This is a genomic window from Micromonospora sp. S4605 (assembly GCF_003176715.1).
GTDB classification, from domain to species: domain Bacteria; phylum Actinomycetota; class Actinomycetes; order Mycobacteriales; family Micromonosporaceae; genus Micromonospora; species Micromonospora echinaurantiaca.
The window spans coordinates 1-22,869 of the sequence record NZ_QGSW01000222.1 but is presented as its reverse complement, the minus strand read 5'-3'; the positions used below and the strand labels follow the sequence as shown (position 1 = coordinate 22,869).

The following is a 22,869-nucleotide window of genomic DNA, read 5'->3' as shown; positions in this document are numbered from 1 at the left end:
GCGGGTGGCCCAGCGTCTCCTGGCCATGGCTGCCGCCATCTGGCACAACAACAAGACCGGCGCACCCGTCACCCGGTCACTGATCGCCTACGACCACTGACCGGGATTCGGAACTACTCGTCTAGACCGCAGCCCCGACCGCGGTCCAACCGTCCGCGAGTACATCGCGGCGGAGGTCAAGCCGCCATTGCCGCCTAGCGGCCCCAGCGGCACCGACCTGGCCGGCGTCGGCGCACTCCCGGTCACCACCGGGCTCGGCCTGGACGGCCCCGCCGCTCTGGACGCCGCCCGCGCCCTGCTCGTGGCCACCCTCACCTCCGGAAGCGCCGACGACCCGGACGCGCAAGGCCGCGTCATCATCCCGGCCTCGACCCTGGCCACCCTGCTCGGCGTGGCCGCGGTCGACCTCGACCCGATGCAACGCCTCACCGTCGCCCCGACCTTCGCCGCGGCGCTCACCCTGCTTGAAGAGGAGATCATCCGCCGCAGCCGGATCATCGCCGACCAAGAGGCCGCCACCGTCTTCGCAGTACGCGAGGAGTGCACGTTCGGCGAACCGCTGCCGCAACTGCTGCTCATCGCCGACGTCCCCGACGAGAGCTGGCACACCCGGCTGGCCACCGCGATCCGACTCGGCAAGAACGTCGACATCGGCACCGTCCTGATCGGTGCCTGGCTCGAGGGCACCACACTCACCGTCGCCTCCGACGGCACCACCGAGGGCGGCGACGGCGAACGCGTCGCCGTGCTCGACACCGCCACGACCACCGACATCATGACCATGCTCGCCGAAGCGCACGGCGATGCCGAACCCCCTACCGGCCGGCCCGTGCCCGCACCCGCCCGAACGCAACGGGTGACCGCCACGCCAGTCTCCGACGACGGCGCATCGGCCGAGACCGAACGCCTCGGCACCGCCCCCCAGCCCGCCGACCCGCAAACCGAGTCAGGTACGGCCCCGAACGACGCAGCAGAGCCGACGCAGGGCGGCGCCGGTAGGCGGGTTCACGCCCGCGTGCTCGGCGTACCCGCGATCCTCGGCACCGACGGCAAGCCCGTACGCGGCCTGCGCGCCAAGAGCCTGGAACTGTTCGTGTACCTGGTCGTCCACCGCGGCGGCGCCAGCCTCGACGACATCATGGAGGCGATCTGGCCGGACGTGACCGTCTCCCGCGCCGCGGACCGCCTCTCCACCTGCGTGGCCAACCTCCGCACCACCATCCGCTCGGTCGCCCAAACCGGCACCGAACCCAGCGACGACGCACCCAAGATCGAACCAGTGGTCAATACTGGTGGCCACTACCACCTCAACTCGAACCTGCTGCAGGTCGACTGGTGGACAGCCCAAGACGCCTACGCCCGAGTCGCCACCGCGGCCGACGACGACACCCGTCTCGCCCACCTGCGTACCGCGATCGCCGCCGCCAGCGGCGGGCTGGCCGACGGCAGCGGCTACGAGTGGATCGACACCGACCGCGAGCACGCTCGACGCCGCCTCGTGAAGATCTATGCCCAGGCCGCGGGCCTGCAGGCCGACAGCGACCCGGCCGCCGCGCTCGCCCTCTACGACACCGCCCGCGCGCTCGACCCGCTCTCCGACGAACTAGCCCGCCGGGCGATGCGTACCGCCGCGCGGCTCGGCGACGCCGCCGGCGTACGGGAACGCCTCACCGCGCTGCACCGCGAACTCGACGACGCCGGCATCGACATCGCCCCGGACACCGAGGAACTCGCCACCAGCCTGCTCCGCGATCTGGCGAACCCATGAACGACCCATACCCGACGCAACTGCTGCCCGGCTCGCGAGCCCGCGCCCACCTGAGACGGGCATGAGCACCGGGTGGGCCATCGTCGCCGCGGCAGCCGCCGTCGCACTTGCCGGCACCGTCCGGACATGGATCCTGGCCTTCAGCGTCCCGTACGGCCACCCACCACAATCGGCCTGCCCCAACTGCCGGACCGCAGTCATCCCACCCGAAAGGATGGGGCTGCTCGGATGGTTACCGCCGAACGGCCGATGCCGCACCTGCACGTCGCGGATCGGGCCGCCGCCCGGAACCGTCGAAGCCGTTCTCGCCGCCGCAGCCGGCACGCTCGTACACACCACCACCACGCCGGCCGCGACGCCCGTCCTGGTCTGCCTCGCCGCAGCAGGCGTCACACTCGCGTTCGTCGACCTCGCCGCTCGGCGTCTCCCCGACCCGTTCACCACGGTGTCCTTCGCCACAGCCGCGGTCGTCGTCCTGCTGCAGATGCTGACCGGCGGAGGCTGGAGCCAAGGGCTGCGCGCCGCAGCAGCTGCGGGAATCACCGGCGGCTGCTACCTCCTGCTGACCCTCATCGCCAACGGCGGCTTGGGCGATGTGAAACTCGGACTCACCACCGGCCTTCTGCTCGGCGCGCACAGCTGGACAGCAGTCCTGATCGGAGGACTCGTGAGCGTGCTGATCACCGCTGTGATCGGCTCGACGCTGCGAGCCGCCGGGCGTCGGAAACCAGGCGACGACATCGCGCACGGACCCTCGATGCTGGCCGGAGTGGTGATTGCCCTGGTCACGCTCACCTAGCCAGATCCTCTGCAGAGAGCAGCCACGCCATACGAGGCACAGGCTGACTAACCTCCTGGAGTCAGTCTGCGACGGACAGTAGCTTCGTTTGACACAAAGATAGGACTGTCGCGCCGTGCGAGCGCGTCGCTGATACGCGGTGCCCGCGGTCCGGCCCCGGCAGCCCGTTCATGGCGGGAAGCCAAGCGGACAGCCGGCGATCGACAGACGCCGCCACCAAGGTCGACTCCGACGAGCTCCTGGCTCGCGCCCGTGCTCGGTATGGACTCGGCTAACTTCGTCGACCTCTGCCTCAATCCAGAGGCCGGGCTCCTTCGCACGGCGCGTGCGACCACGTAACGCCGATCGCGGCCGAAGGGCGCTCGTGTTCACCTGAGCCGTCCAGCTTCTCGATCGCCCGCTCAAGCCGACCGGTGACCTGACCGATACGTCTGCACACGCCAGGGCTGCGAACAACGCTCCGCCAGGGTCCAACGCCGTTGGGGTCGACATACTCAAGTTCCGGCTTGATCCCGCCAAGCCCTAACATGACGCTGGCACGACCCCGGTGAGGGGCAAGGTGCGCTTCAAGGAGTGCGATTGGCGAGCAAAAACAGGCACGACTGGAGTCCTGCCGCTCGGGACCAGTTGTTCGGTCCCGAACCGGCGTGCGACGACCCCTCGCCCGCGCATGCGAAGGCAGTCGCTGCCTGCCGAGCGACCCTGACAGAGGTTCACCGCCTGTCGCGGGACGCCGCCGCCGCAGAGGAGATGACCAGGCAGTTTCTCGACTTCCTTACGTCGGCGGACGTCACCGACGCACCGCCGACTGGCGCACCGATGAGAATCGTGCTGATGGGGCGGACGATGGCCGGCAAGAGCACCCTCCTCGCGGCGCTCACCGGCGGCTCTGCGGACCGGATTGGGGACGGCAGGCAGCGGTACTCGCGCGACGTCTTCGCGGCCCCTGCGATGGACCTGCACGACGTTGAGATCGTCGACACTCCCGGAGTGGGTGCCAAGGACGGCGCGGACGACGTCGCCCTAGCGATGGCTGAGGTTCCCGGTGCCGACCTCGTGCTGTGGGTTGCGAGCAACGACTCCTTCCAGAAGGAGACCGCACAGGCGTTACATGCGGTGGCATTGCGCGGCAAGCCCGTCGTTGTGGCATTGAACTGCCGTGCACCACTCGTGGACGAGCTGGACCGCGAGGACTTCCTGGAGGACCAGGATTCAGTGTTCGCCCAGCACGAGGGTCACTTCAAGACAATCCGTTCCCATCTGTCCGCTGCCGCCGTACGCCCCGTCGCCGAGGTGATGCTCCACGCCGAGGCCGCCCGCCAGGCGCGGGCGGACGGCGACCACGGTGCCGACCTCAGGGAAGCGAGCCGCCTCAGCGCCCTGCTCGCCGTCCTGGAACAGGAAAGCAGCAAACGCCGCACCGCCCGGCGGGTACTGCGCGAGGCCGACGAGGTTCGCTCGCAGGCACAGGCGTTGAGCGAAGCCCTCGCCGCTGTGGAGCAGGAAACCCGAGAGATGGTCAATGTCGGCCGCGGGATGCGCGTAGACCAGGAACGACGGACGGCACGCCTGGTCGATGCCTGCATGCAGAGGATGGAGGACGACGTTGTCCGCCTCGTCCGCCGCCGGCAGGAGTGGCACCAGAACGTCACGGACTTCGGCCCGCAGGTCGTCGAGCAATGGGACACGGAACAGGCCGCTCTCGTCGCCGAGCTCGGCGAGGCGCTGAAAGCACGGCTCACCGACCTCGCCGGGGCAATCGAGGAAGCGGCTGCCGCCGCTGAGCGCGAATGGACGACGGCTGTCCGCCCACACCTGAAAGTCACCGGGATGCGCGACTTCAGAGGGCTGTGGAAGGGGAAAGCAGCCGGGGTTGCGGTTGGGGCAGGCGGGGCGCTTGCCTCCATGGCGCTTGGCGCGTACGTGGGTTCTCTGGCAGGTCCAGCCGGCACCGTCGTCGGCGCCGTCGTCATGGGCCTCGGTTCGCTACTCGTCACTCCACTGCGCAAGAAGGTCCAGTCACTCTTCACGAGCAAAGCGAAAATCTTGGAGAGGAACCGCGACCTGCTGCGAACCGAGATCAGCAAAATCCTCAATGAGCTGGAGGACCAGGCGCTGGCCGAGGTGTCGGCGACCATCGCGGGGGTTCGGGAGGCACTCACCACTTCCCACGCGCGACGTGCAAAGGCCGAGGCCGCCGCGTTGGCCGTGGCCGACCTTCTGGCTTGTCAGCAGCAGGTGGTTGACTCCGCGGTCTCCACCCTCGACCAGGAGACCGTCCGCTGCCTGCTGCGCGCAGCCGGCCGACCTCGGCTAGCTGCGTCCGTTGGGAAGGTGACCCGGCTTCCCGGGGTCTGCATCGCGATCGAGGTGCCTGATGAAGCCCTGGCGGAGGCGTCGCTGTTCCCGCCGTCCTCGCCCGAGATCCTGGCCTTCGGGCGCACACCGTCACCTGACCTGCCGGGCGCGGCCGCGGCGTCATACGTCCTCGGCCTGACGGAAGAGGTACCGGCCTCCATCCGCTGTCGCCCCGACGGCACCATCGTCATCACCAATGCTCCAGCGCCGAACCAGGTACTGCAGGCCTGGTCCGCAACCCTGTCTGACCACCTGGGCACCTCGGTGGAAATCGTCGGACCAAACGCACCGAGGAGCGTGCAAGCATGAACGACCTCCTGTACCACTCTGCCCCCGCCGTGGCGCGCGACCTCTCGGAGCGGCTCATCAGGCTGATCCGGAACCTTCGACCCGATGAGGCGTCGAGACTCCAGCGGATGCTGACAGTGGACGAACACGAACGCCCCCAGATGGTCCTCACCGGGCAGTACAGCAGCGGCAAGTCGACCTTGATCGAGGCACTCACGGACGGCAAGTATCAGGTTCCGATCGACTCGGCGGTCACGACGGACAAGGTCGAGGTCTTCGACTGGGACGGCCTGGTCGACCTGGTCGACACCCCAGGCGTGCAGGCCGGCCGGCGGGAGCACGACGAACGCGCCGAGGAGGCGCTGCGCTCCGCAGATCTTGTGCTGTTCACCGTCACCGTTGACTTGTTCGACGACCGCTTGGTCGAACACCTGCGGCACGTCACCGAGGACCTGCGAAAGGCGCCGCAGTTGCTTGTGGTGATCACCAAGTGCCGTAGCCTTCTCGCGGCCGAAGGAGTGCGGGAGGCCGCGGTCCGTGACGCCCTCGGCAGCTTCGCCGACCATGTGCCGTGGGTCCAGTGCGACGCCAAGACCTACCTGGACGGGCTGCAAGAGGTGGACCCCTCGCGGGCCGCACGCCGCATCGCGGCGTCGAGGATGGACGAGGTCAGGGACACGATCAACCGGATCGCGCGGGCCCGCGGTGACTTGGCCCGCTTCCGTGTGCCGCTCCAGCAGGTCGCCCTCGTCGCGGGCGAGGCACTCGCCGCCCTCACGGATAACCCCGACGAGGAAGCGGTCCTGACCGTCCTCGCACGCCAGCGCACCGCGCTCACCACGCGCCGTGGGCTCTTGGACTCGGCCCTCGATCGGCAGGAGACCGAGTTCCGCACAGCGTGTATCCGGGCAGCCGAGCACCTCGCCGACACCGTGGAGTCGATCGACGAGTCACCGACCCCCGACTGGTCCAGGGTCGACGCCGCTACCGCGACTTTGAACGACGAGCTGAGCTCGGCGAACCAAAGGTTCGTGGACGGGGTGCGCGCCGTCCTGGACTCTCAGCTTGCCGACTTCACCTCTGAGGTGCGGGAGATCGAGGCGTCGCCGTACGCCCGCCAGTTGCTCGCCCTTGACGTCGAAGGAGACATCGAGACGCGGAACATCCCGGTAGACCCGGGCCTGGTACGGCAGCCAGGTCAGAAGCAACCACGCGTCCCGGCCTGGGGTGCGAAGTCGATCGAGCATTTGAAGGACTTCCAGAAAGTCTGGGGTGCAGGTGACGGCATCAAGAACTCGGCAGGCAGCGTGGGGCACAAAATCGTCTACAAGCTCGGAAAGCTCGCCGACGTCAAGTTCAAGCCGTACCAGGCCGCGCGGTGGGCGAACAACATCGGAAAAGTCGCCAAGATCGGCGGCGCTGTGCTCCCTGTTGCTCTTGAGGCGTACGCGGTCGTCAACGAGGAGCGTCAGGAGGTGCGGGCTGCGAAGGAAAAGATGCGCCGCCGGAACGCCCTGGTCGGCCGCGTCCTTGCGCAGTGCGATGACATCTCGAGCAAGACGCTCATCCAGGTACGCGGTGAACTCGACGCCGAGTTCGGCAAGGCGCTCCGCGCGATCGACGAGGTGAACCGGTCAGTCCACGACGCCAGGGCCTTCCGTACCGACCTGGACCGCGAAATCAGCGCCATTCAGGTCGAAGCCCAGTCAATGCTCGATCAACTCGGAGTGCCCGCGCTGCAGGCGTGAGAGTGGAAGCGGAGCCTGATCACTATTCCCGAGCGGACGGCCGAGATCCTCGACCGACGTATACCCCGGACACCGCGCCAGCCGGCTGGCTCAGATCGATGCCGCGCACGGCGAAGAACCCGACGGGGTCAACAGCGTTGGACTCGGTCGCGGGCTGGCCAGTGTGGGTTTCCAGGTGCAGGTGTGGTCCGGATGAGTGGCCGCTGCTGCCGACTTGGCCGATGATCTGACCAACGGCGACTTGCTGGCCCACGTCGATGGACGGGCGGCGGACCATGTGGCAGTAGCGGGTGACGCTCGAGTCGGGGTGCAGGAGTTCGATGTACCAGCCGCAGCCGCGGACGGTGACCGGGTCGCCGTCCACGTCGCAGGAGTAGGGGTCTCCGTTGATCAGGTGGGCGTTGCAGACCACGCGGATGACCAGGCCGGACGCGGCGGCGTGGATCGTGGTGCCCTTGGGTGCGGCGATGTCGACGCCGTCGTGGCCGGGCCGCTCTGTGGTACGGAAGCCGGACACCAGGGGTCCCTGGACCGGTTTCATCCAGCCGCCGACGCTGATGCACTGCTCACCTGGGCCGGCCGTACCGCCGCCGGGTTGGCCGGAGGCGAGCCCGACGAGGACGTTCGCGTCGCCCTCCCACTTGGCGTAGGCGTCAGGGTAGGCGGAGCGCTGCACGGCTTGCGCGGCAACGGTCAGCGGCATGGTCTGCCAGCCCGGGATGGTGACGAGCTTGCGGTAAAACGCTCCCGCCGCGTACTCGGGGTTCATGATCTGCGCGGGGGTGCCCCAGCCCTGGCTGGGCCGTTGCTGGAACAGGCCGAGCGAGTCGTGGTCGTTGTTCTCGCCGAGGTGGCCGAGGTTGCGCAGCCCGGATTCCTGCAGCGCGGTGGCGACGGCGATGATCTGTCCGCGGACGGGGATGCCGTCCTGTACGCCGACGGTGACGATGATCTGGGCGTGGTGCAGTTGCTCGGCGTCGTATCGGCCGGTGGTGCCGCTCGGGGTGGTGATGACCGAGCAGGCCGACGCGGCGCCGGTGAGGGTGGCCACGCCGGCGACGCACAGGAACGCGACGGCGAGGACGACAGCGCCGACGGTGGCGATGGCGCGGCTGGTCATAGCCGGCGCCGGAGCGTGAGTGCGGACATGGCGGCTTCCCTTCGAGGTGATGTGCCGGCGGCGATCTGCCGCGGACGCCGGACGGTTCCGGCACGGGCCTCGAAGGGGTGCGCCGGTGGCGGGACACGGGTGTGTTCCGCCACCGGCGGTGGATGGGTCTACGAGGCGGATGCCGGATGGTGCGGTACGTGGCCGTTGGTGGTGGTGGCCAGCTGGGCGATCCGGTCGATCAAGGTCAGCGGCGAGTCGAGCAGGCCGCTGTTCCCGGTGCGGCGGATCCACTGGACCTGCCGCAGGGAGATGCCGTGCCGCTGCGCGAACTCGGCCGGCTCGATATCCGGGTCGGCCTTGAGTTCGGCCCACAGTTGCCGCCACCGGTCGTAGGACGCCTGGTCCTGCGGCACGCGGCGCAGCACGTCGGCGGGCGGCATCGGCCCGGCCAACGCACGCGGCGCCGCGGGTTTCCGTGCCGTGTCCGAGTCGGCTCCGCTGTCCGGTGGGGCCGGGGGTAGTAGGTCGGCGCCGATGACGCGGGCCCAGCCAGGCACGTCGGCGTGGGCGGTGAGTGCGGCGGCGACCGCGTCGAGGTCGAGGGTGGTGGCGGCGATGTCGGCGCGGACCGGGTCGTCGTGCCGGGACCGGATCAGCGACTCGACGTGGGTGGCGAGGGCGGCGCGGCGCTTTTCGTTGCGTAGTTGCTGGCGGGCGGCGTCGAGGGAGTCGTGCAGCGGGAGGCGGTGTGCGAGGGCGAGGGAGCGGGCGCGGCGGGTGACGGCCGGCTCGCGCCACCATTGGGCGATGCCGTAGACGGGCGCGGTGTCGGCGAGTTTCCCGGCGGCCCGCAGCGCGTCGCGGCGGCGGGCGGCGCTGTGCATCAGCCACACCGCGTAGGCGAAGACGCCGAGGCCGCCGAAGACGGCGGCCAGGTAGGGCACATCGTGGTGGCCGAGGACGTTGATGGCGACGCCGACGGTGACCGATCCGGCGGACAGGACTCGCCACCCGTAGGCAGCCTCGCCGAGGCGCTGCCGCCAGTCGGCGAACGCGGCCGTGACGACACCGCCAAGGTCGATCACGGCGGCGAACGGGGCAACGAGGGCGGCTCGCCACCACCAATCGAGGCCGTCCGGCCAGGGCGGGGTCTGCACGCCGACCCAGATCTGGCCGATGGTGGAGCCGAGGGCGGCGATGACGTAGAAGATCCAGGCGGCGTGCTCGGCGGCCCAGCCGTGCGGGCCGTCGCCGAGCTTGGCGGTGAGGTTCATCGCTCGTTCGCCGCCGGCGGGGTCGTCGTGGACGTGAGGGCCATGGGTTTCCTCCTGCGTATGCGAAGAGGCCCAGCGCCACGGTGCGGGACGCTGGGCCACGTGGGCGTGTGCGTCCCGCCGGGGACGGTCACCAGCAGCCGGTGTCCGTCGAGAAGCGGGGATGGTGGATCAGGTGTCCTTCGCTGGCCCGCATCGCGTCGATGGTGGCGATGACGGCGTCGTCGGACATGAAGGTGTGGGCGGTCACGACTCGTCCCGCCACGTCCAGTGCTCGCCGGTGCCGTTGTAGCCGCTGCGGAACCCGCGGCGCACCACCGTGCCGGCCTCGTCGACGATCTGGACCTGCCAGTACACGCCGACACCGCGTAGTTCCCGAAGCACGAGTCGCTCGATCTGGTCCACGCTGATGAACGGGGTTCCCACCCCGGCAGGGACGTCCGCGTCGGCGTCGAGGGTCGGCCCGCCGTGCAGGCACTTGTGGCCCCGAACCGAGACGTACAGCAGGCGCAGCATCACACGCCTCCGCTCGTGTCGGGCCGGGCTGTTACCTGCCGGCCGGGCACCGTTGGCGCCTCGGCGGTTCGTCGTGGGTGGTGCCGGTGGGCGTGGTGGATGGTGTGGACATCGGCAGGGTCGACGACGTCCCACCTCCAGCCGAAGCCGACGCGGTAGCGGCCGTCCTCGTCCGGGGCGATGACCTCGACGAGCGTGGGGTCGCTGTGCAGGACGCGGCTGTCGACCACGACCAGGCTGCCCAGCCACGACAGCGACGCCATGTGCTGTAGCGCGTCGAGCCACGCCTCGTCGAGATGGGTGCCGGAGGCGCCCGACGCGGTGATCGCCGCCGTCATCTCGGCGTGGTGGCTGTCGACGATCGCGCGCATCACCTGCGGGGTCACCGTGAAGACCTTCCAGCCGTTCCACGTCCCGGCCGGGATGCCGGCGAACCCTTTGCGGTAGTGGTGATGGCAGGAGAGGTCGGTGTTCTCCAACCAGTCACCGCTGAAGACGTGCGTGTCGGGGCGGCTCGTGCTCATCGCGCCACCGCCGTGGCTCCGGCCGCCGCGAGGGCCGACGCGGCGTTGAGCCGGCGCAGCCCTCGCCATTCCAGGTCCCGGATGGCCTTCGGGCTGCGGCCCACGACGGCGGCGGCGAGATCGCGGGGGTAGCCGTCGAGGTCACGCAGCTGGATCGCGGTGCGCTGGTTGTTGGTCAGGCGGACCATGCCGGCGACGACGGCTAGCCGCCGCCCGACGGTGAGCGTGCGCCGCGCCGGGGCGGCGGCCGGGGCGATGGCGGCTCGGTCGTGGATGTCGGGGGCGGCGCGCAGACAGCGGTGGGCTGCCCAGCCCTGGCGAGTGCGGGCGTGAGCGGCCAGCTGGCGGAACCAGCCCGTCACGTCCTGCGGTGCGGACGCCAGTTCAGTGAGCGCGTCGGCGAAGGCGTCGTGCACGACGTCGGGGATCGCGTCGCGGTCACGGTCACGCAGCCGGACGGCCAGGTACCGGGTGACCAGGTCGAGGTGCTGGGCGTAGAGCCGGCCGAACGCGTCGCGGTCGCCGCTCTGGGCGCGGCGCAGCAGGTCAAGGGTGGCCGGTGAGGTCTCGCGGCGGGGCCGCGCAGGGCGGCGGGTGTCTGCCATGACGGAGCTCCATTTCTCACGATCGAAATTGGGGTCCGGGCACGGCCTGCTGGCCGTGCCCGGAGGTGGTGCCGGGGCCGGGCGACGGCCAGGTGAAGCGGTGTCGAGATGACGAGCTGGTGGGTGCCTGGGGGCCTCGGCGAGTCGACTGGTCAGGTCCCGGTTAGGTCCGCTGGGTGCGGTGGCCCGCATTCAGGCGAGGGCCTGTTCGGCCTCGGCGCAGGTCATCGGCGTTGACGGCGACGGCCCACCAGGCGCGTTGGTGGGTCACGCTGACGCTGGGCAGTCGACGACCACGACCGCGACCGGTATGGGCTGATCGTTGTGCCAGTTGCCGATGACGGCGTAGCCGTGAGGGCGAGCTGGTCTCCCGATCCGCGCTGAGCTCGGCGTTGGCGAGCCGGACGACGCCAGTGCGTTAGTCCCGTGTCACGGCGCGAAGCGTTGCCGCCAATGCGGCTGTCTTGGTCGCCGTTCGGAAGATCGAGACGGCGTTGGCGGCGATGTCCGCGACACCGTCTACCCGCTCTCGCTGAGTGAAGGGCAATCTCGCGTGCGGACCGACGCGGAACGCGGGCAGGTTGTAGTGCTCACGAGCAACGACTTTCCTGTCAGCGGTGGTGTACTCGTCGAAGGACCCGAGGTCGAGCCCGTCGATGTCCGTCTCTCGGTTGCCGGTGCAGACGACGACGAGGTCGTACGTGCGGCCATCGATGAGTGCCGCGCCGGGCAGCGCGACGGGCCGTGCCCGGCGACCCAGCACGTTGAGTCGCCGGACGCCGAACCCGTCCGGCCGCAGGTAGCGACCGATGGCCTGATATCTGCCGCGGATGTCTTCCTGCCACTGGTCGCACGTCGTCGGCAGGTCGTCGGAGTACCAGTCGATCCGGTCCACTCGGTCCAGCGCGGCAGCGGCCATGAACGGTTGCGGCGCGATGCCCAGGCACGACTCGACGGCGCATTTGGCGGAGTCACCGCCACCGACAACCGCGACACGTCGCAGACCACGCAGCGGCCACATTCTGGCCATGCGCTGCATGAAGTGCGGGAAGGTGAGGATCGTGGTGCCGTTGGCAACGTCCTGGTCGTCAGGGTCACCCAGGCCCCGGGCGTCGATGACCCGCCCGGCGAGAAGCGAGGCGTTACCCTCGATCTCGATCTGCACCCCGGTTCCGTCACGTGCGACCGACAGGACCTTCGCGTTGGTCGCCACGTCGGCGAACTGCGCCAACGCGAGGCGGATCACGAACGCCATGTCGGTGTTCGTCTGGTACTCGACCATGGACATATTCGCTGCCTGGATCGGTGCGCCCGGCAGGTAGTTCAGGCTTGCCCCCTGGTCGCCTGCCAGTCCGGCGCTTCCCGCTCGGTTGCGGGAGTTGAGGTAGAACGTCGGCCGCGCGGTCATGGCGAACGTGCCACCGACGCGCTCGCCGCGTTCCAGCGCCAGCGGCTTCGGGTAGCCGCTGAGGACGCGAACGGCGGCGTACGCGGCTGCGTGGAATCCGCTGCCGATGATGACCTCACGGTCGATGCCGCTGGAGCTCAGCGTGTCCTGCTGACGCGGCTCGTCCGACCAGTAGGCGTCCAAGACCTGGTCAGCGAATTCGCGACCGTAGGGGTCCAGGGCAATACCGGTGAGCTTCGCCTGCCACGGGCTCGGGAACTCCGACTCCCGTTGCGTCATCGCCCGCATTCCCTCAGCGGCAGATTGCCGCAAGGTGACGGCGGTGAGAAGGGACTCGATCTGCGCGGATGGCTCGAACATGGCCCCGCATCCTTTCCTCGGTCACCGGGGCACCGCGCCGGGCCGCGTACCCACCCCGGGGCGTCCCCGGGGTTGCGGCACGCGGCCGGCACGATCCCCGGAACGGTCAAACGGGTGGGTAGCTGGGTCTGGCGTTACCAGTCCCAGGTGGGCAGGGGTCGGATGCGCAGTGGCGGGATCCGCCGCCACGACGCGGCGAGCGTGGTGGGCTGCGCCGGGTGCCGGATCACGTCGTAGTCGCGGACCCAGACCGCGTACCAGGACGCCGCTGGTGCGGCCTGCCGCAGCAGCTGATCGGCGCTGAGCGGAATCCCGGCCAGGACCGGGTGTTCGCTGGCCCGGTACCGAGAACGCCGGCCGGCGAGCATCGGGCAGGCCCGGCTGCTGTACGCCGCGCACGGCGGGCAAACAGCCGGCTCGGCGGTGCACTGATAGGCCAGGTCGGACTCCCGAACAGCACCGCCCGCTCGCCCAGCCGATGGCCGCAGACCTGGCACAGGGTCCGGGTCAGGCACCGGTACTGCGACAGGTCGGTGAGCTTGCCGAACAGATACAGCCCAGTTGACGTGGCCGGGGTGATCCACGGGACGACGAGTCCGCCGGAGCGGGGCCGGTCGACCAGGTGCACCGGGATGTCAGGCGTCGCCGTCACCGGCACCACCACCTTCGTCCGGCTCGGTTCCGGGCTGCGGTGTGAGGTCGGCCAGGACATGGTCAACATGGGCGACCGGTCGGACTCGCGGATCGGTGCGCAACAGCTCGTGGCAGCCGGCCGACACGGCGGATGTGACCGGACCAGGCACGACCATGCCGACGCGGCCCAGGTCGATGGCCTGCCGGACCGCCTGCATCGCCCGGCTGCGCAGCGACGCTTCGACCACGACCGTGCCAGCCGTGAGCGCCGCCAGCAGCATCTGGTTGGCCGCCGCACGCTGCAGGTTCGGCCGGGCGCCTGGGGGCCAGACGCTGAGCAGCAGGCCATCCCCGGCGAGGCGTTCGAACAGCCCGCGATGCTGGTGGGGGTGGAGCTGGTCGAGACCGCAGGGCAGGACCGCGACCGCGTCACCATCGACAGCCAGCGTGGCCCGCAGGACTGCGCCGTCGATCCCGAGCGCGCCGGAGGACATCACCGTCCAGCCGTTGCCCGCGAGCTGAGCGGCGAGGTCGGCTGCCACGTGGTTGCCGTAGTTGCTGCTGGCCCGCGAGCCGACAATGGTGACCGAGGCCGCCTGCCGCGGGATCGGGGCCGGCCCGCGCGCCCACAGACACACCGGCTCCCCGCCGTCCAGGTCACGCAGTCCGGTCGGCCAGTCGGGATCGGTCGGGATCACCACCCGCCCTTCGCCGCGCCGGGCCTCGTCCACGGCGGCGGCAGCCTCACCCCACAGCCGTGACACGGGCAGATGCCGGATCTCCGACCGGGCGACGAACGGCACGCCCCGCACCGACAGCATGTCGAACGTCTCGACCGGGCCGTGCTCGGCCAGCAGCTTCCGTAGGCGGGAATCGCCCGGCTCACACAGCCATCCGAGCGTGGCCCGCGCGATCCGCTCGTCGGAGTAGGTATCCATCACGCGGCCACCTGCTCGACAGCCCCAGCGCCAGCCAGGTCGATCATGGCCGGATCAAATGCGTCGGGACCGGCCTGCGTCGGATCGGACTCATCAGTGCTGTCGGCCGGGGTGAGGTCGGTCAGGATCTGCTTGGCCACCCGCAGCACCGTTTCGGCGCATTCCTTGACCAGGTCCATGTCGCCGCCTGCCCACCCGAACACGTAGGCATCGCTGTAGGCCGCACTGTCCATGCCCAGCGCCCGCAACACGATGTGCGCGACGCTCTCGGCCTCGGTCTCGCCCCGCCCGCGGTGCACGTTCTCGCCGACCGGGGCGGTGTCGAGGTGCCCGCAGCGGATGTGCGCCAGCTCGTGCAGGGTGGTCTTGGTCCGCTGGGCCGGGTCGACATCGTCCCGGACCTGCACCATCTGCACTCCCGGGCCCCGGACCGTGACCCCGTTCGCGCCGCGCAGGTAGCCGGTCCGTGGTGCCGCGAGTTCGAACGTGTACCCCTCGTCCTTGATGAGCTTGACCAGGTCGTCGAAGACACCGGTCGGGTCGTCGCCGACAAGCAACTGCGGGCTGTTCCCGCGCTTTTGCATCCGGCGGCGGACTAACACGGTCGGTGGTTCGAACGGTTCACCGTCGGTCTGCGACAGCTCGAAGGTGTTGGCCAGCCCGAAGCCGACCACCTGCACGGCGGGACGACCGGACGGCTCCCGCTTGACCTTGCGTCCGGCCGCCTCCCACTCGGCCGCCTGTTCCTCGGTCGGCCGCCGCTTGATCGGCGCCCAGATCTTGAACGCCTTCTCCCCGGCACGCACGTACCGCTTGTGAGCCTTCCATCCGGTCGAGGCGTCCTTGCGGCCGTACGGCAGGAAGTAGCGGGGTTCGATGCCGCGCTCCTCGGCCTGGACCAGCAGCAGGATCTGGTTGCCCAGGCTGTACCGGGCGCCGAACGTGGCCACGTGGTCGATGAACTCGACCCACTGCGCCGGTTCGGCAGCCATCCGGGCCAGCCGGTCGTCGAAGTCGGCTTTGATCTTCGCCAGCAGTTCGGCGCGATCGTCGCCGCCGCGGCTCGTCCGCTCGGCCGTCGGGTTGTTCTTGGCCTTCGGCTTCTTGGCCCTTGGGTTGTTCTTGGCCATCGGTGTGGCTCTCCTATCCCCGCCTCGTGGCGGCGGACAGGTTGGGACCCCTGCGGCCCCAGCCTGCCCGTAGGCACGAGGTGAGGCCGCCGCCCGGCAAGGGCGGTCAGGCTGGTGGGAATGCGTTTGGGGCTATCCGGTACGGGTGCCGGGATCGGCCAGGAGTTCGGTGTGGCGGGCCCAGCCCAGCTCGACGTCGACCAGCCCGTACACGTCCCCGCCGGCTGGGGTCGTCGCGGGCCGCCCCACCCGGCAGATGATCAACCTGCGGCTCTTCATCACGCCTCCCCGCAGCCAACGGCGTCGGAGGCTGCCGTTCCGTCGGGACCGCGCATGGTCGCGGGGTCGAATACGGCGGTCTGGCCGCGGCCGGCCCGTTTCGCCACGCGCATCGCGCAGTCGGCGCGGATGAGCGCTAGCCGCCGATCGCCGTGGGCGTACGGCGAGAAGGAGGCGACGCCGGCGCAGGCAGTCGCGGTGACCGTGATGGACAGGCCGGAAAGAAGGATCTCGGTCGGCTCGGCGACGGCCGCGACGAGGCGTGCGGCGTGATCAGCGGCATCGACGCGGTCGTCGAGGATGACGGCGAACTCGTCGCGTCGCAGCCGGAACGCCGACGCGCCGGCGGCGGACGCGACGTGTCGGAGACGGCCGGCGATCAGGACGAGCAGCTGATCAAGCGCACGGTGGCCGAAGCGGCTCACGAACCCCCGGGTCCCGTCGAGGTTGATCAGGATCACGGCGACTGGTCGGCGCCGTCCGACGACGTCGGCCAGGGCCGCGTGGAAGCCGGCGCGGTTACCCAGGCCGGTCAGGTCGTCGCGGCGGGCGGCGTGCACGACGGCGGTTACCGCGCGGTGGTAGACGGCAGTGCGGCGCCGGGACAGGTGGTAGGCGATGGCGACGGTGATGGCTATCGCCACGAGGACTGCGGTGATCTGCGCGGGGGTGGACACTGGCGCCCACACCTCCAATCCCTGCGTGGGGAGGTGTCGAGGGCAGCCGGGTGCCACCGGCTGCCCTCACCTCAAGCGGTGCGCGAACCCCCGTTCGTGGGGATTCGCGGGGATGCCGGCGGCGCCCGCGCGGGGCACCGGACGTGCGTGGGTTAGTCGGTGGTCTTGCCGGTGGTAGCGGCGTGCCACAGGTGCGGCGGCACGCCGGCCTGCAGGGCGTGGCCGAGCAGCTGCGCGAGGTGGTAGTCCGGGTCGGCGCGCAGGGACCGGTCCACGGCGATGTTCGCCAGCGCGCCGTCACCGGCGAGGTAGGCGGTGATGGCAAGCAGGCAGGCCGGGGCGGCGCTCGTTCCCGGCGTCGCCCGTCGGGTCACGTCGATCCACAGCCGCCGCTGCTCGTCGCTGCCGTCACAGGCGATCCAGGCATGGTCGCGGACCTGCGGCACCATGAGCACGGCGGCCAGCCATGCCACGTCGTCGTCGGACAAGGTCTCGCCGCGAGCAGCCGACTCGTACGCCTGCCGCACCGCCGCGATGCCGCTGCGAGCGACGTGCTCAGGCGTGGATGGCTGCCCGCCTACGCTCGAGATGCCGGACAGCATGTCGGTGAGCCGGCGCAGCGCGGTGTCGCTCGCGGCGCGCATCCGGTCGCGCTCCGGTCCAGTCACCGGCGTGATCAGCTGTTCCAGCGCAGCGCGGTCCGGCAGCGGGGCGATGCCGAGGTAGACCGCCTCCGCCGGGACGATGCTGGCCGACGGGTCGTACGCGACTCCGTCGGCGCAGTCCGGGTCACCGCACAGGCACCAGTAGTGACCCTCGTCCACCCGAAGGACTTCGAGCACGTCGACGGCGGCAGCGAGCAGCGCCGCGGTGAGCACCTCGGCGGCGGGTTCGACGCGATCGGCCGGGCCGTAGCCGACGAGGATCGCCGCCGATCCGTACCGAGAGATCATCGCGGCAGTCTGCGCGGCCGGTGCCGACAGCTGGTGGACCTCGGGCGGCTGCGGAAGGTCGAGCCGGGCGACGAACCGGATCCGCTGGTTGTCCAGGACGACGCAGACCAGGCTGTCCTGTGGGTGGAAGCCGAGAAGGTAGGGCACCGCGACGACGATGTCTTCGCGGCTGGTGAGCCGGAGCTTTCTGGGTGCGACCACAGGTTGGTCCTCCTTCAATGAGTGATGGGGATGGGGCCGGCAGCTTGCAGCCGCCGGTTGGGGATCAGCGGCAGTGAGTGTGTGCAGCCACCACCGCGTCGACCTGGGCGGTGAGGAGGCTGGGGCGGCGGCCCATGGTTGCTGCGTGTACCGGGCTGCTGGCGCCGGCGGTCATTCGCCGCGAGCCTGGACGTCGTCGACCGTGACGTCGAACGTGAGGGTGTCGTCGTCGACACCGTCAACCTGATCGGTGTCGATCCGCAGGTACTCGCGGACGTCGTACTCGGTGTCTCCCGCGTCGCGGCCGTCCTCCGGGGTCACGTCGAAGCTGCCGCTGATGGTGAACACGACCCGGTGGCGCGGGTCGTATGGATCGAGGTCGAAGTGGGCGAGGAACTTGTCGAGTCCGTCCCGGCAGATGTCGCCGTCGCGGTGCCGGTCGATGGCGTAGGACCGGATCTCCGCGAGCTGGCGAACGTGGCGCCGCCGCTGCTCGTCGAGTTCCTCGGCCAGAGCGCGGGCGCGGTCGGCGGCGGTGTACTGGGCCGCCGAGGCCCAGGCGACGGCCTGCTGCGCCAACTCGAGCGCGGTGGCGGGGTCGGTCACCGGTACGGCGGCGATGTCGGCGCGAAGGCTGCGGGCGTGTCCGTCCAACAGGACACGGACCGCGCCCGTCTCGGCGGGCTGAGCCAGGACGACGGCGTTCTCGCGGCGGTCGGTGTGGAGGATGGTGACCGCCTGGCCGGGCGACACGGCGAGCGCGGCGAGCGGCTCCGGGTGCCGGTGCGGGTGCGCGGTGAGGGCGAGTTGCGCGCTGGGGCGGCCGGAAGCCACGGCACACTGCTGCGTGGTGTTGGTCATGGCGTTGCCTTTCGGGAGGAAGGGCGGCCCGGTGGGCCGCCGGGACGCGGGATCGGAGGTTCGGCCGAACGGCGCCGGATGGGGGTTCGCGGGCTGGCCGGGTCGTCGACTCGGCAGCGCTCGGTGGCGCTCGGCGCCGGGTACGGCTCGGCGATGACGCTGGGCTCGCGGTGGGGTGGCGTCACAGGGGGATGCCGTTGACGCTGACCGTCGGCGTGGGATCGGTCAGCCGCAGGATCGCGTTCGCCGGCAAGCTGGCGCGCTCGCCGTTGGTGTAGTCGACGACCCACCACCGGTCACGGCCCTGCCACACCGCGGCGATCGTGAGCGTGGTGGCGTCGAAGGCGACTACGTCATCGCCGACTCGCAGTTCGTGCACCGCTTGCAGACGGACCCCGTCGGCGGGCCGGACCACCCACGGTGCGACCGCGTCCGCGAGGGGGCTGCTGGCCTGGAGTTGGGCGCCGTAGGCGACGCCGATGCGGGTGTGCGTGATCGATATGACGGTGGCTGGTAGCCACGTGCTGCGGGCGTTGACGTGCACGGCCTGCCCGAGGTGCAGGTCTGTGGGCGGGACGACGGTGGCGCGGGGAGCGAACAGCTCGGTCATGCCAGAACCCCTTCTGGATAGTTGGGAATCCGGGCACGGCGATGCGGCCGTGCCCGGGTTGCGCAGGGGATGCGCGTGTTCCGGCCGGGCGACGGCCTGTGAACGGAATGGTGGACGGCGGGTGAGCGGCCGTTCAGCGATGTGCGGTGCTGGCGATCTCGACGCGCAACGCGCGGATGGCGGCGTCGAGGGCGTCGCAGACGGTGTCGAACAAGGCTGCTTGGGCGCCGACGTCGTTGTACAGCGGGAAGTCGATCCGGTGGGTGCGGTTGTGGACTCGCACCTGCCATCCGCGGCATCCGCTGGTGGGTGGGATCAGGTAGGCGATCGCGTCGACGCCAGCCGGGGCCGGTTCGACGTCGAGGGTATGAAGGGCGCCGCTGATGTGCTGACGGGCGACAGCGTGCCAGCCTTCGGGCATCCGGCCGTGAACCGCCGACATCGCTCGGTGGACCTGGTCGGCGCTGGCGGCGATGCGCCGCTGGTTGTCGGCGGCACGCCGGCGGTGGTCGCGTTCGGCGAAGCTGACCCAGTCGCCTTGCTCGGGATCGTGCACCAGGTAGATGCCACACGCGCCGCACCACTGGTGGCCGCCGCGGACCGTGCCGCTGGGCGTCCCGCACCGCTGGCACACCGCCGTCGGTCGTGCGCTGGTGGTTACAGGTTCACCGGTCACGCGGGCCTGCCCGCGGACCGGTCGGCCGCGTCGCAGTCGCGGATATGGTCGGCGATGAGATCGGGCTGACGGCTATCGATGGTGATTTCGCAGCCGGGGCACGACCAGGTGCCGCCGTGGTCGCGCAGCAGGTTGGCCAGGTGCTCGTCGGTGGGCCACGTGTCGAGGCAGCCGTCCTCGGTCAGGTCGGCGTCGGTGTCGGTGCGGCGGACCTCGAAGCTGCGACCACCGTCGTCCCAGACGAGTTCGGTCAGGTGCAGGTCGATACCGTCGATCGTGCGGACACCGCGGTCAATGTCGCGGATAACTCTGCTCATCAGCGCTTACTCCCTTGGTCGAGAACGTGGTCAGGCCCAGGCGTGGACGGTGACGGTGGTGACGGCTGGGCCGTCGCCCCAGGGGTGCAGCAGCCCGCGGCGGCCCCGATCTGATTGGGCAGGTGGCGGGCAGCCGGTCGGTGTCGTGGACGATGTCCCAGGCGTCGTACGCCGTTGTGGGGTCGTCGAGGCCCGTGTAGCTGAGGCCATCGGTTTCGTAGGTGTCGATGCCTTCGTCGCCGGTGCCGGCCGGCCGGGTCGGTGGTGGACTCAGGCATTGTCGGCGGTGTGCCGAGCGCGCCGGTCGCGTCGCCGGACCGCCGGGCGCACGCCGTGTGAGAGCGGCTCGCCGTCGCGGACGGGGTCGTATTGCTCGATTCCGCTGCCCCGCCGCTTCGCCGTGTACATGGCCCGGTCGGCCCGGCCGAGGGCGGTATGCGGGTCACCGCCGGGGGTGTGGCAGATGCCGATGCTGACGCGCATCGGTCGCGTGATGCCGTCGATCGTGACCGGCGGCGTGACCGCGGCGGCCAGGGACCAGGCGAGGGCGTGGGGGTCCCGCGGGGTGACGACGACGAACTCGTCGCCGCCGAGGCGCGCGACCAGGTCACCGGGCTCGGCGGCGTGGACGAGCCGTTCGGCGACCGCGGCGAGGTACAGGTCGCCGCCGCTGTGGGTGTGGGCGTTGTTGATGTCGTGCATGCCGTCGACGTCGATCAGGGCGACGGTCACATCGGTTCCGGCGGCGTCGAAGAGGTGCCGTTCCGCGACGCGACGGACCGCGAGCCCGGTGACGGGGTCCATGTCCGCGACCGCGAGGTCCTTCGCCAACTCGGCGATGCGGTACGTGGCGCGCACGGCGAGGTGGTTGTAGCCAGCGAGCAGGAACGCCAGCAGGGCGATGCCGAGCGCAGCGATGACGCCGGCCAGTTCGCCGCGGCTGGTGACCAGTAGGGAGACAACGACGGATTGGACGAGCGTCGTGGCGGCGATCGCGATCCAGCGCATAGCCGTGACGAATGATGCAAGGTGCACGAAGGGGTCTCCTTCCGGGAATGGGCCGAAGAGATGGGCTGCAAGCGCCGGCAGGCGAACCGGCCCGACCGGTTCGCCTGTGCGGGTTGGGTGCTGTGGGGTTTAGCGGGTGCAGAGCGCGACGAGGATGTCGCGGTTGTGGAGCGCGGTGATGCGCCGGTTGGCTTCGGCCAGGTAGACCATGCGGGTGGCGTACTGGTCGCTGGCGGTCGCCAGGTAGGTGCCGTCGAGGCAGAGCAGGCTGTTGCCCGGAACGGCGCAGAGCCAGCCGAAGTGGGCGTAGCCGTGCGCGCCGGTCTGGAACGCCTCCAGGTGGCTGGTGGGCAGATCCGTGAGCCTGTTCGGCAGGGCGTTGTAGGTGAGCATGTTCGCGATGCGGGGTTGGGCGAGGTAGTGCTGCTGGGCCTTGGCGAGCGGGTACTTGGCCGGGTCGGCGCGGTGCCGTTCGAGAAAGGTCCAGTAGGGCTGGGCAGGCCTCGTGCGGTCGACGACCTGGTTCCAGATGTGCCAGCGGTACCAGTAGGTCCGCCGGGCGGCGGCGCGCATGACATCGAGGTTGAGGAGTCGGACGGGTCCGCCGGCGGCGGTGTCCTTCCAGGGCTGCAGAAGGCTTCTACGGCGGAAACGGGTGTTGACGATGAAGTGACCGGCGCTGCCGAGACTGGTCAGCGGCGTGGCCGCGAGGCAGGTTGCGGCGGTGGTGGCCAGCTGGTCGGTGGGGGTGCCGTGGGGCAGGCACACGATGGTCAGGGACGTGTTGGGCACGAGTTCCTCCTCAAGGCGTGTGCGAGGTGGGGATGGGCATGCCGAAGTCGGCTTCCCGGTGGGAAGGAAGGTGAGGGCTTGACCACGGCGCGATCAGCGGCGCGGAAGATCCGCGGCGGGGCGCCTGGAGGGCGCGGAGGTGCTGTGGGGTGGGCGAGGCACCTACGGGCGGGCCGACCGGCCGAATGGCGGGTGGGCGGTTGCGACCGCGGTCGTGGGCGGCGTGGCCCGGATGGTGGTGCTTAAGGGGTTTCAGTAAATGAGCCCTCACCGTAGCCGCGTTACCCAACACGCCACCGATCGCGCGGTCAGCCGGAGCCCCCTGCTACCTGCGCTGTTAGGTACGGCCGCTCGCCTGACGGCGCTGGCGGTCGAGGACTGTTGGGTTGGCGCGACGCGCTGTTGGCCAACGCCACCGACCACCGAGTGCCTGTTGGGTAACCCACCGTGACTTCGCGAGCCCCGTCGCCGCACTCGACGCATTTCCTCGCGCCCGCCATCGCGGTCCGGCGCACCGCAGCGTGCGCGTAGCGGCGGCTGGTTGGCCCGGTTCCTGCGGGTTGGGTCCGCCCCGGAACTTGCCGTCGCGAAGCTCGATGACTGTGCCTATGCGCGTTAGTCGGCGAGTTTGAGCTCGTCAGTTGGCGACCTGATCTCCGGCGTTCGGGTCACCTGATGGTCATCGCCGGCGCGTACGTCTTGCCGAGGTGCTCGTACACCACCGTCGGTGGCATCAGGTTCCAATGGTGGCCGAGCATAAGCGCGGCGCCTTGTGGTGCGGCGAAGAACAGGTGCAGCCGCGCCGCGCGTGTTCGCCGGACTGACTTGCGGATCTGGGCGCGGGCGGCCTGCGCCCATCCGACGGCGAATTCCGCGCTCGGTACGGCGGTCTGGCTCGGGCCGCCCTCAGAAAGTGTTGTGATACCTCGGCGTGATCTTCGTTGGCCGTGTCGGTGAAGATCGTGTCTGTGTCGTTGTGTCTGTAAACCGGCGTACGAGTCCTCTCTGACCGATCCGCAATGGGCGGTGATCAAG

The 22,869-nt window shown here is 70.2% G+C and carries 23 protein-coding genes and 1 pseudogene; 5 read left to right on the top strand and 19 right to left on the bottom strand.

What is annotated here, in order from left to right; translation table 11 throughout:
• From DLJ47_RS18940 to DLJ47_RS18920, 5 genes and pseudogenes are all read left to right on the top strand, one after another.
• Nucleotides 1-100, top strand: a pseudogene (locus DLJ47_RS18940) (IS982 family transposase); the annotation flags it as partial.
• Nucleotides 101-187: 87 nt separating this feature from the next.
• The gene (locus DLJ47_RS18935) at nt 188-1,768 is read left to right on the top strand and encodes an AfsR/SARP family transcriptional regulator (RefSeq protein WP_109901275.1); all 1,581 of its coding nucleotides are present in this window, start codon (nt 188-190) and stop codon (nt 1,766-1,768) included.
• Nucleotides 1,769-1,829: 61 nt separating this feature from the next.
• A complete protein-coding gene (locus DLJ47_RS18930; protein WP_109901274.1) occupies nt 1,830-2,567 on the top strand; it encodes a prepilin peptidase in 738 nt (245 codons plus the stop codon).
• A gap of 579 nt (nt 2,568-3,146) precedes the next feature.
• A complete protein-coding gene (locus DLJ47_RS18925) occupies nt 3,147-5,234 on the top strand; it encodes a GTPase domain-containing protein (protein WP_146228136.1) in 2,088 nt (695 codons plus the stop codon).
• Nucleotides 5,231-6,961, top strand: coding sequence for a GTPase domain-containing protein (locus DLJ47_RS18920; protein WP_109901272.1), 1,731 nt, complete (start codon nt 5,231-5,233; stop codon nt 6,959-6,961). Before DLJ47_RS18925 ends, DLJ47_RS18920 begins: the two co-directional genes overlap by 4 nt.
• 22 nt (nt 6,962-6,983) lie before the next feature.
• Here the strand turns inward: DLJ47_RS18920 and DLJ47_RS18915 are convergent, their stop codons facing one another.
• The 19 genes from DLJ47_RS18915 to DLJ47_RS18830 form a co-directional block, all read right to left on the bottom strand.
• Nucleotides 6,984-8,081 (bottom strand): M23 family metallopeptidase, encoded by a 1,098-nt coding sequence (locus tag DLJ47_RS18915; RefSeq protein WP_109901271.1) that lies wholly within the window; start codon nt 8,079-8,081, stop codon nt 6,984-6,986.
• Nucleotides 8,082-8,239: 158 nt separating this feature from the next.
• Nucleotides 8,240-9,346, bottom strand: coding sequence for a hypothetical protein (locus DLJ47_RS18910; protein WP_109901270.1), 1,107 nt, complete (start codon nt 9,344-9,346; stop codon nt 8,240-8,242).
• A gap of 246 nt (nt 9,347-9,592) precedes the next feature.
• Nucleotides 9,593-9,862 (bottom strand): hypothetical protein, encoded by a 270-nt coding sequence (locus DLJ47_RS18905; protein WP_109901269.1) that lies wholly within the window; start codon nt 9,860-9,862, stop codon nt 9,593-9,595.
• Entirely contained in the window at nt 9,862-10,386 is a 525-nt protein-coding gene (locus DLJ47_RS18900) for a hypothetical protein (RefSeq protein ID WP_109901268.1), read from the bottom strand. The genes DLJ47_RS18905 and DLJ47_RS18900 overlap by 1 nt, the downstream gene beginning before the upstream one ends.
• Nucleotides 10,383-10,991: an RNA polymerase sigma factor gene (locus DLJ47_RS35825; RefSeq protein ID WP_158289845.1), complete on the bottom strand. Its 609-nt coding sequence runs from the start codon at nt 10,989-10,991 to the stop codon at nt 10,383-10,385. The genes DLJ47_RS18900 and DLJ47_RS35825 overlap by 4 nt, the downstream gene beginning before the upstream one ends.
• A gap of 418 nt (nt 10,992-11,409) precedes the next feature.
• Nucleotides 11,410-12,759 (bottom strand): hypothetical protein, encoded by a 1,350-nt coding sequence (locus DLJ47_RS18890; RefSeq protein WP_109901267.1) that lies wholly within the window; start codon nt 12,757-12,759, stop codon nt 11,410-11,412.
• A gap of 134 nt (nt 12,760-12,893) precedes the next feature.
• Nucleotides 12,894-13,127, bottom strand: a complete 234-nt coding sequence (locus tag DLJ47_RS18885; protein ID WP_109901266.1) for a hypothetical protein — start codon at nt 13,125-13,127, stop codon at nt 12,894-12,896.
• 267 nt (nt 13,128-13,394) lie between these two features.
• The gene (locus tag DLJ47_RS18880) at nt 13,395-14,330 is read right to left on the bottom strand and encodes a DNA-processing protein DprA (protein ID WP_109901265.1); all 936 of its coding nucleotides are present in this window, start codon (nt 14,328-14,330) and stop codon (nt 13,395-13,397) included.
• Nucleotides 14,330-15,460 carry an ArdC family protein gene (locus DLJ47_RS18875; RefSeq protein WP_109901264.1) on the bottom strand — a complete coding sequence of 377 codons (1,131 nt, stop codon included), beginning with the start codon at nt 15,458-15,460 and terminating at the stop codon, nt 14,330-14,332. Before DLJ47_RS18875 ends, DLJ47_RS18880 begins: the two co-directional genes overlap by 1 nt.
• A 132-nt stretch (nt 15,461-15,592) precedes the next feature.
• Nucleotides 15,593-15,739 carry a hypothetical protein gene (locus tag DLJ47_RS35820; RefSeq protein WP_158289844.1) on the bottom strand — a complete coding sequence of 49 codons (147 nt, stop codon included), beginning with the start codon at nt 15,737-15,739 and terminating at the stop codon, nt 15,593-15,595.
• Nucleotides 15,739-16,416, bottom strand: a complete 678-nt coding sequence (locus DLJ47_RS18870) for a GGDEF domain-containing protein (RefSeq protein WP_158289843.1) — start codon at nt 16,414-16,416, stop codon at nt 15,739-15,741. The genes DLJ47_RS35820 and DLJ47_RS18870 overlap by 1 nt, the downstream gene beginning before the upstream one ends.
• A gap of 152 nt (nt 16,417-16,568) precedes the next feature.
• A complete protein-coding gene (locus DLJ47_RS18865; RefSeq protein WP_158289842.1) occupies nt 16,569-17,570 on the bottom strand; it encodes a DUF4192 domain-containing protein in 1,002 nt (333 codons plus the stop codon).
• A gap of 171 nt (nt 17,571-17,741) precedes the next feature.
• Nucleotides 17,742-18,431, bottom strand: coding sequence for a hypothetical protein (locus DLJ47_RS18860; RefSeq protein WP_109901261.1), 690 nt, complete (start codon nt 18,429-18,431; stop codon nt 17,742-17,744).
• A gap of 181 nt (nt 18,432-18,612) precedes the next feature.
• The gene (locus DLJ47_RS18855; protein ID WP_109901260.1) at nt 18,613-19,041 is read right to left on the bottom strand and encodes a hypothetical protein; all 429 of its coding nucleotides are present in this window, start codon (nt 19,039-19,041) and stop codon (nt 18,613-18,615) included.
• 133 nt (nt 19,042-19,174) lie between these two features.
• On the bottom strand, nt 19,175-19,597 hold the full coding sequence (locus tag DLJ47_RS18850; protein WP_146228134.1) for a hypothetical protein: 423 nt from the start codon (nt 19,595-19,597) through the stop codon (nt 19,175-19,177).
• Between the two features lie 116 nt (nt 19,598-19,713).
• Nucleotides 19,714-20,034, bottom strand: a complete 321-nt coding sequence (locus tag DLJ47_RS18845; RefSeq protein WP_109901258.1) for a hypothetical protein — start codon at nt 20,032-20,034, stop codon at nt 19,714-19,716.
• Nucleotides 20,035-20,304: 270 nt separating this feature from the next.
• Entirely contained in the window at nt 20,305-21,069 is a 765-nt protein-coding gene (locus DLJ47_RS18840) for a GGDEF domain-containing protein (protein WP_146228133.1), read from the bottom strand.
• 102 nt (nt 21,070-21,171) lie between these two features.
• Nucleotides 21,172-21,834: a hypothetical protein gene (locus tag DLJ47_RS18835; RefSeq protein WP_109901256.1), complete on the bottom strand. Its 663-nt coding sequence runs from the start codon at nt 21,832-21,834 to the stop codon at nt 21,172-21,174.
• A gap of 668 nt (nt 21,835-22,502) precedes the next feature.
• A partial coding sequence (locus DLJ47_RS18830; RefSeq protein ID WP_158289841.1) for an SAVED domain-containing protein occupies nt 22,503-22,869 on the bottom strand: 367 nt, incomplete at its 5' end.

What these genes read in the sequence shown, in the direction of transcription:
- DLJ47_RS18930 (WP_109901274.1), top strand. Translation starts at nt 1,830, where the DNA reads ATGAGCACCGGGTGGGCCATCGTCGCCGCGGCAGCCGCCGTCGCACTT.
- DLJ47_RS18920 (WP_109901272.1), top strand. Translation starts at nt 5,231, where the DNA reads ATGAACGACCTCCTGTACCACTCTGCCCCCGCCGTGGCGCGCGACCTC.
- DLJ47_RS18915 (WP_109901271.1), bottom strand. Translation starts at nt 8,081, where the DNA reads ATGACCAGCCGCGCCATCGCCACCGTCGGCGCTGTCGTCCTCGCCGTC.
- DLJ47_RS18910 (WP_109901270.1), bottom strand. Translation starts at nt 9,346, where the DNA reads ATGAACCTCACCGCCAAGCTCGGCGACGGCCCGCACGGCTGGGCCGCC.
- DLJ47_RS18905 (WP_109901269.1), bottom strand. Translation starts at nt 9,862, where the DNA reads ATGCTGCGCCTGCTGTACGTCTCGGTTCGGGGCCACAAGTGCCTGCAC.
- DLJ47_RS18900 (WP_109901268.1), bottom strand. Translation starts at nt 10,386, where the DNA reads ATGAGCACGAGCCGCCCCGACACGCACGTCTTCAGCGGTGACTGGTTG.
- DLJ47_RS35825 (WP_158289845.1), bottom strand. Translation starts at nt 10,991, where the DNA reads ATGGCAGACACCCGCCGCCCTGCGCGGCCCCGCCGCGAGACCTCACCG.
- DLJ47_RS18890 (WP_109901267.1), bottom strand. Translation starts at nt 12,759, where the DNA reads ATGTTCGAGCCATCCGCGCAGATCGAGTCCCTTCTCACCGCCGTCACC.
- DLJ47_RS18885 (WP_109901266.1), bottom strand. Translation starts at nt 13,127, where the DNA reads ATGCTCGCCGGCCGGCGTTCTCGGTACCGGGCCAGCGAACACCCGGTC.
- DLJ47_RS18880 (WP_109901265.1), bottom strand. Translation starts at nt 14,330, where the DNA reads ATGGATACCTACTCCGACGAGCGGATCGCGCGGGCCACGCTCGGATGG.
- DLJ47_RS18875 (WP_109901264.1), bottom strand. Translation starts at nt 15,460, where the DNA reads ATGGCCAAGAACAACCCAAGGGCCAAGAAGCCGAAGGCCAAGAACAAC.
- DLJ47_RS35820 (WP_158289844.1), bottom strand. Translation starts at nt 15,739, where the DNA reads ATGAAGAGCCGCAGGTTGATCATCTGCCGGGTGGGGCGGCCCGCGACG.
- DLJ47_RS18860 (WP_109901261.1), bottom strand. Translation starts at nt 18,431, where the DNA reads ATGACCAACACCACGCAGCAGTGTGCCGTGGCTTCCGGCCGCCCCAGC.
- DLJ47_RS18855 (WP_109901260.1), bottom strand. Translation starts at nt 19,041, where the DNA reads ATGACCGAGCTGTTCGCTCCCCGCGCCACCGTCGTCCCGCCCACAGAC.
- DLJ47_RS18845 (WP_109901258.1), bottom strand. Translation starts at nt 20,034, where the DNA reads ATGAGCAGAGTTATCCGCGACATTGACCGCGGTGTCCGCACGATCGAC.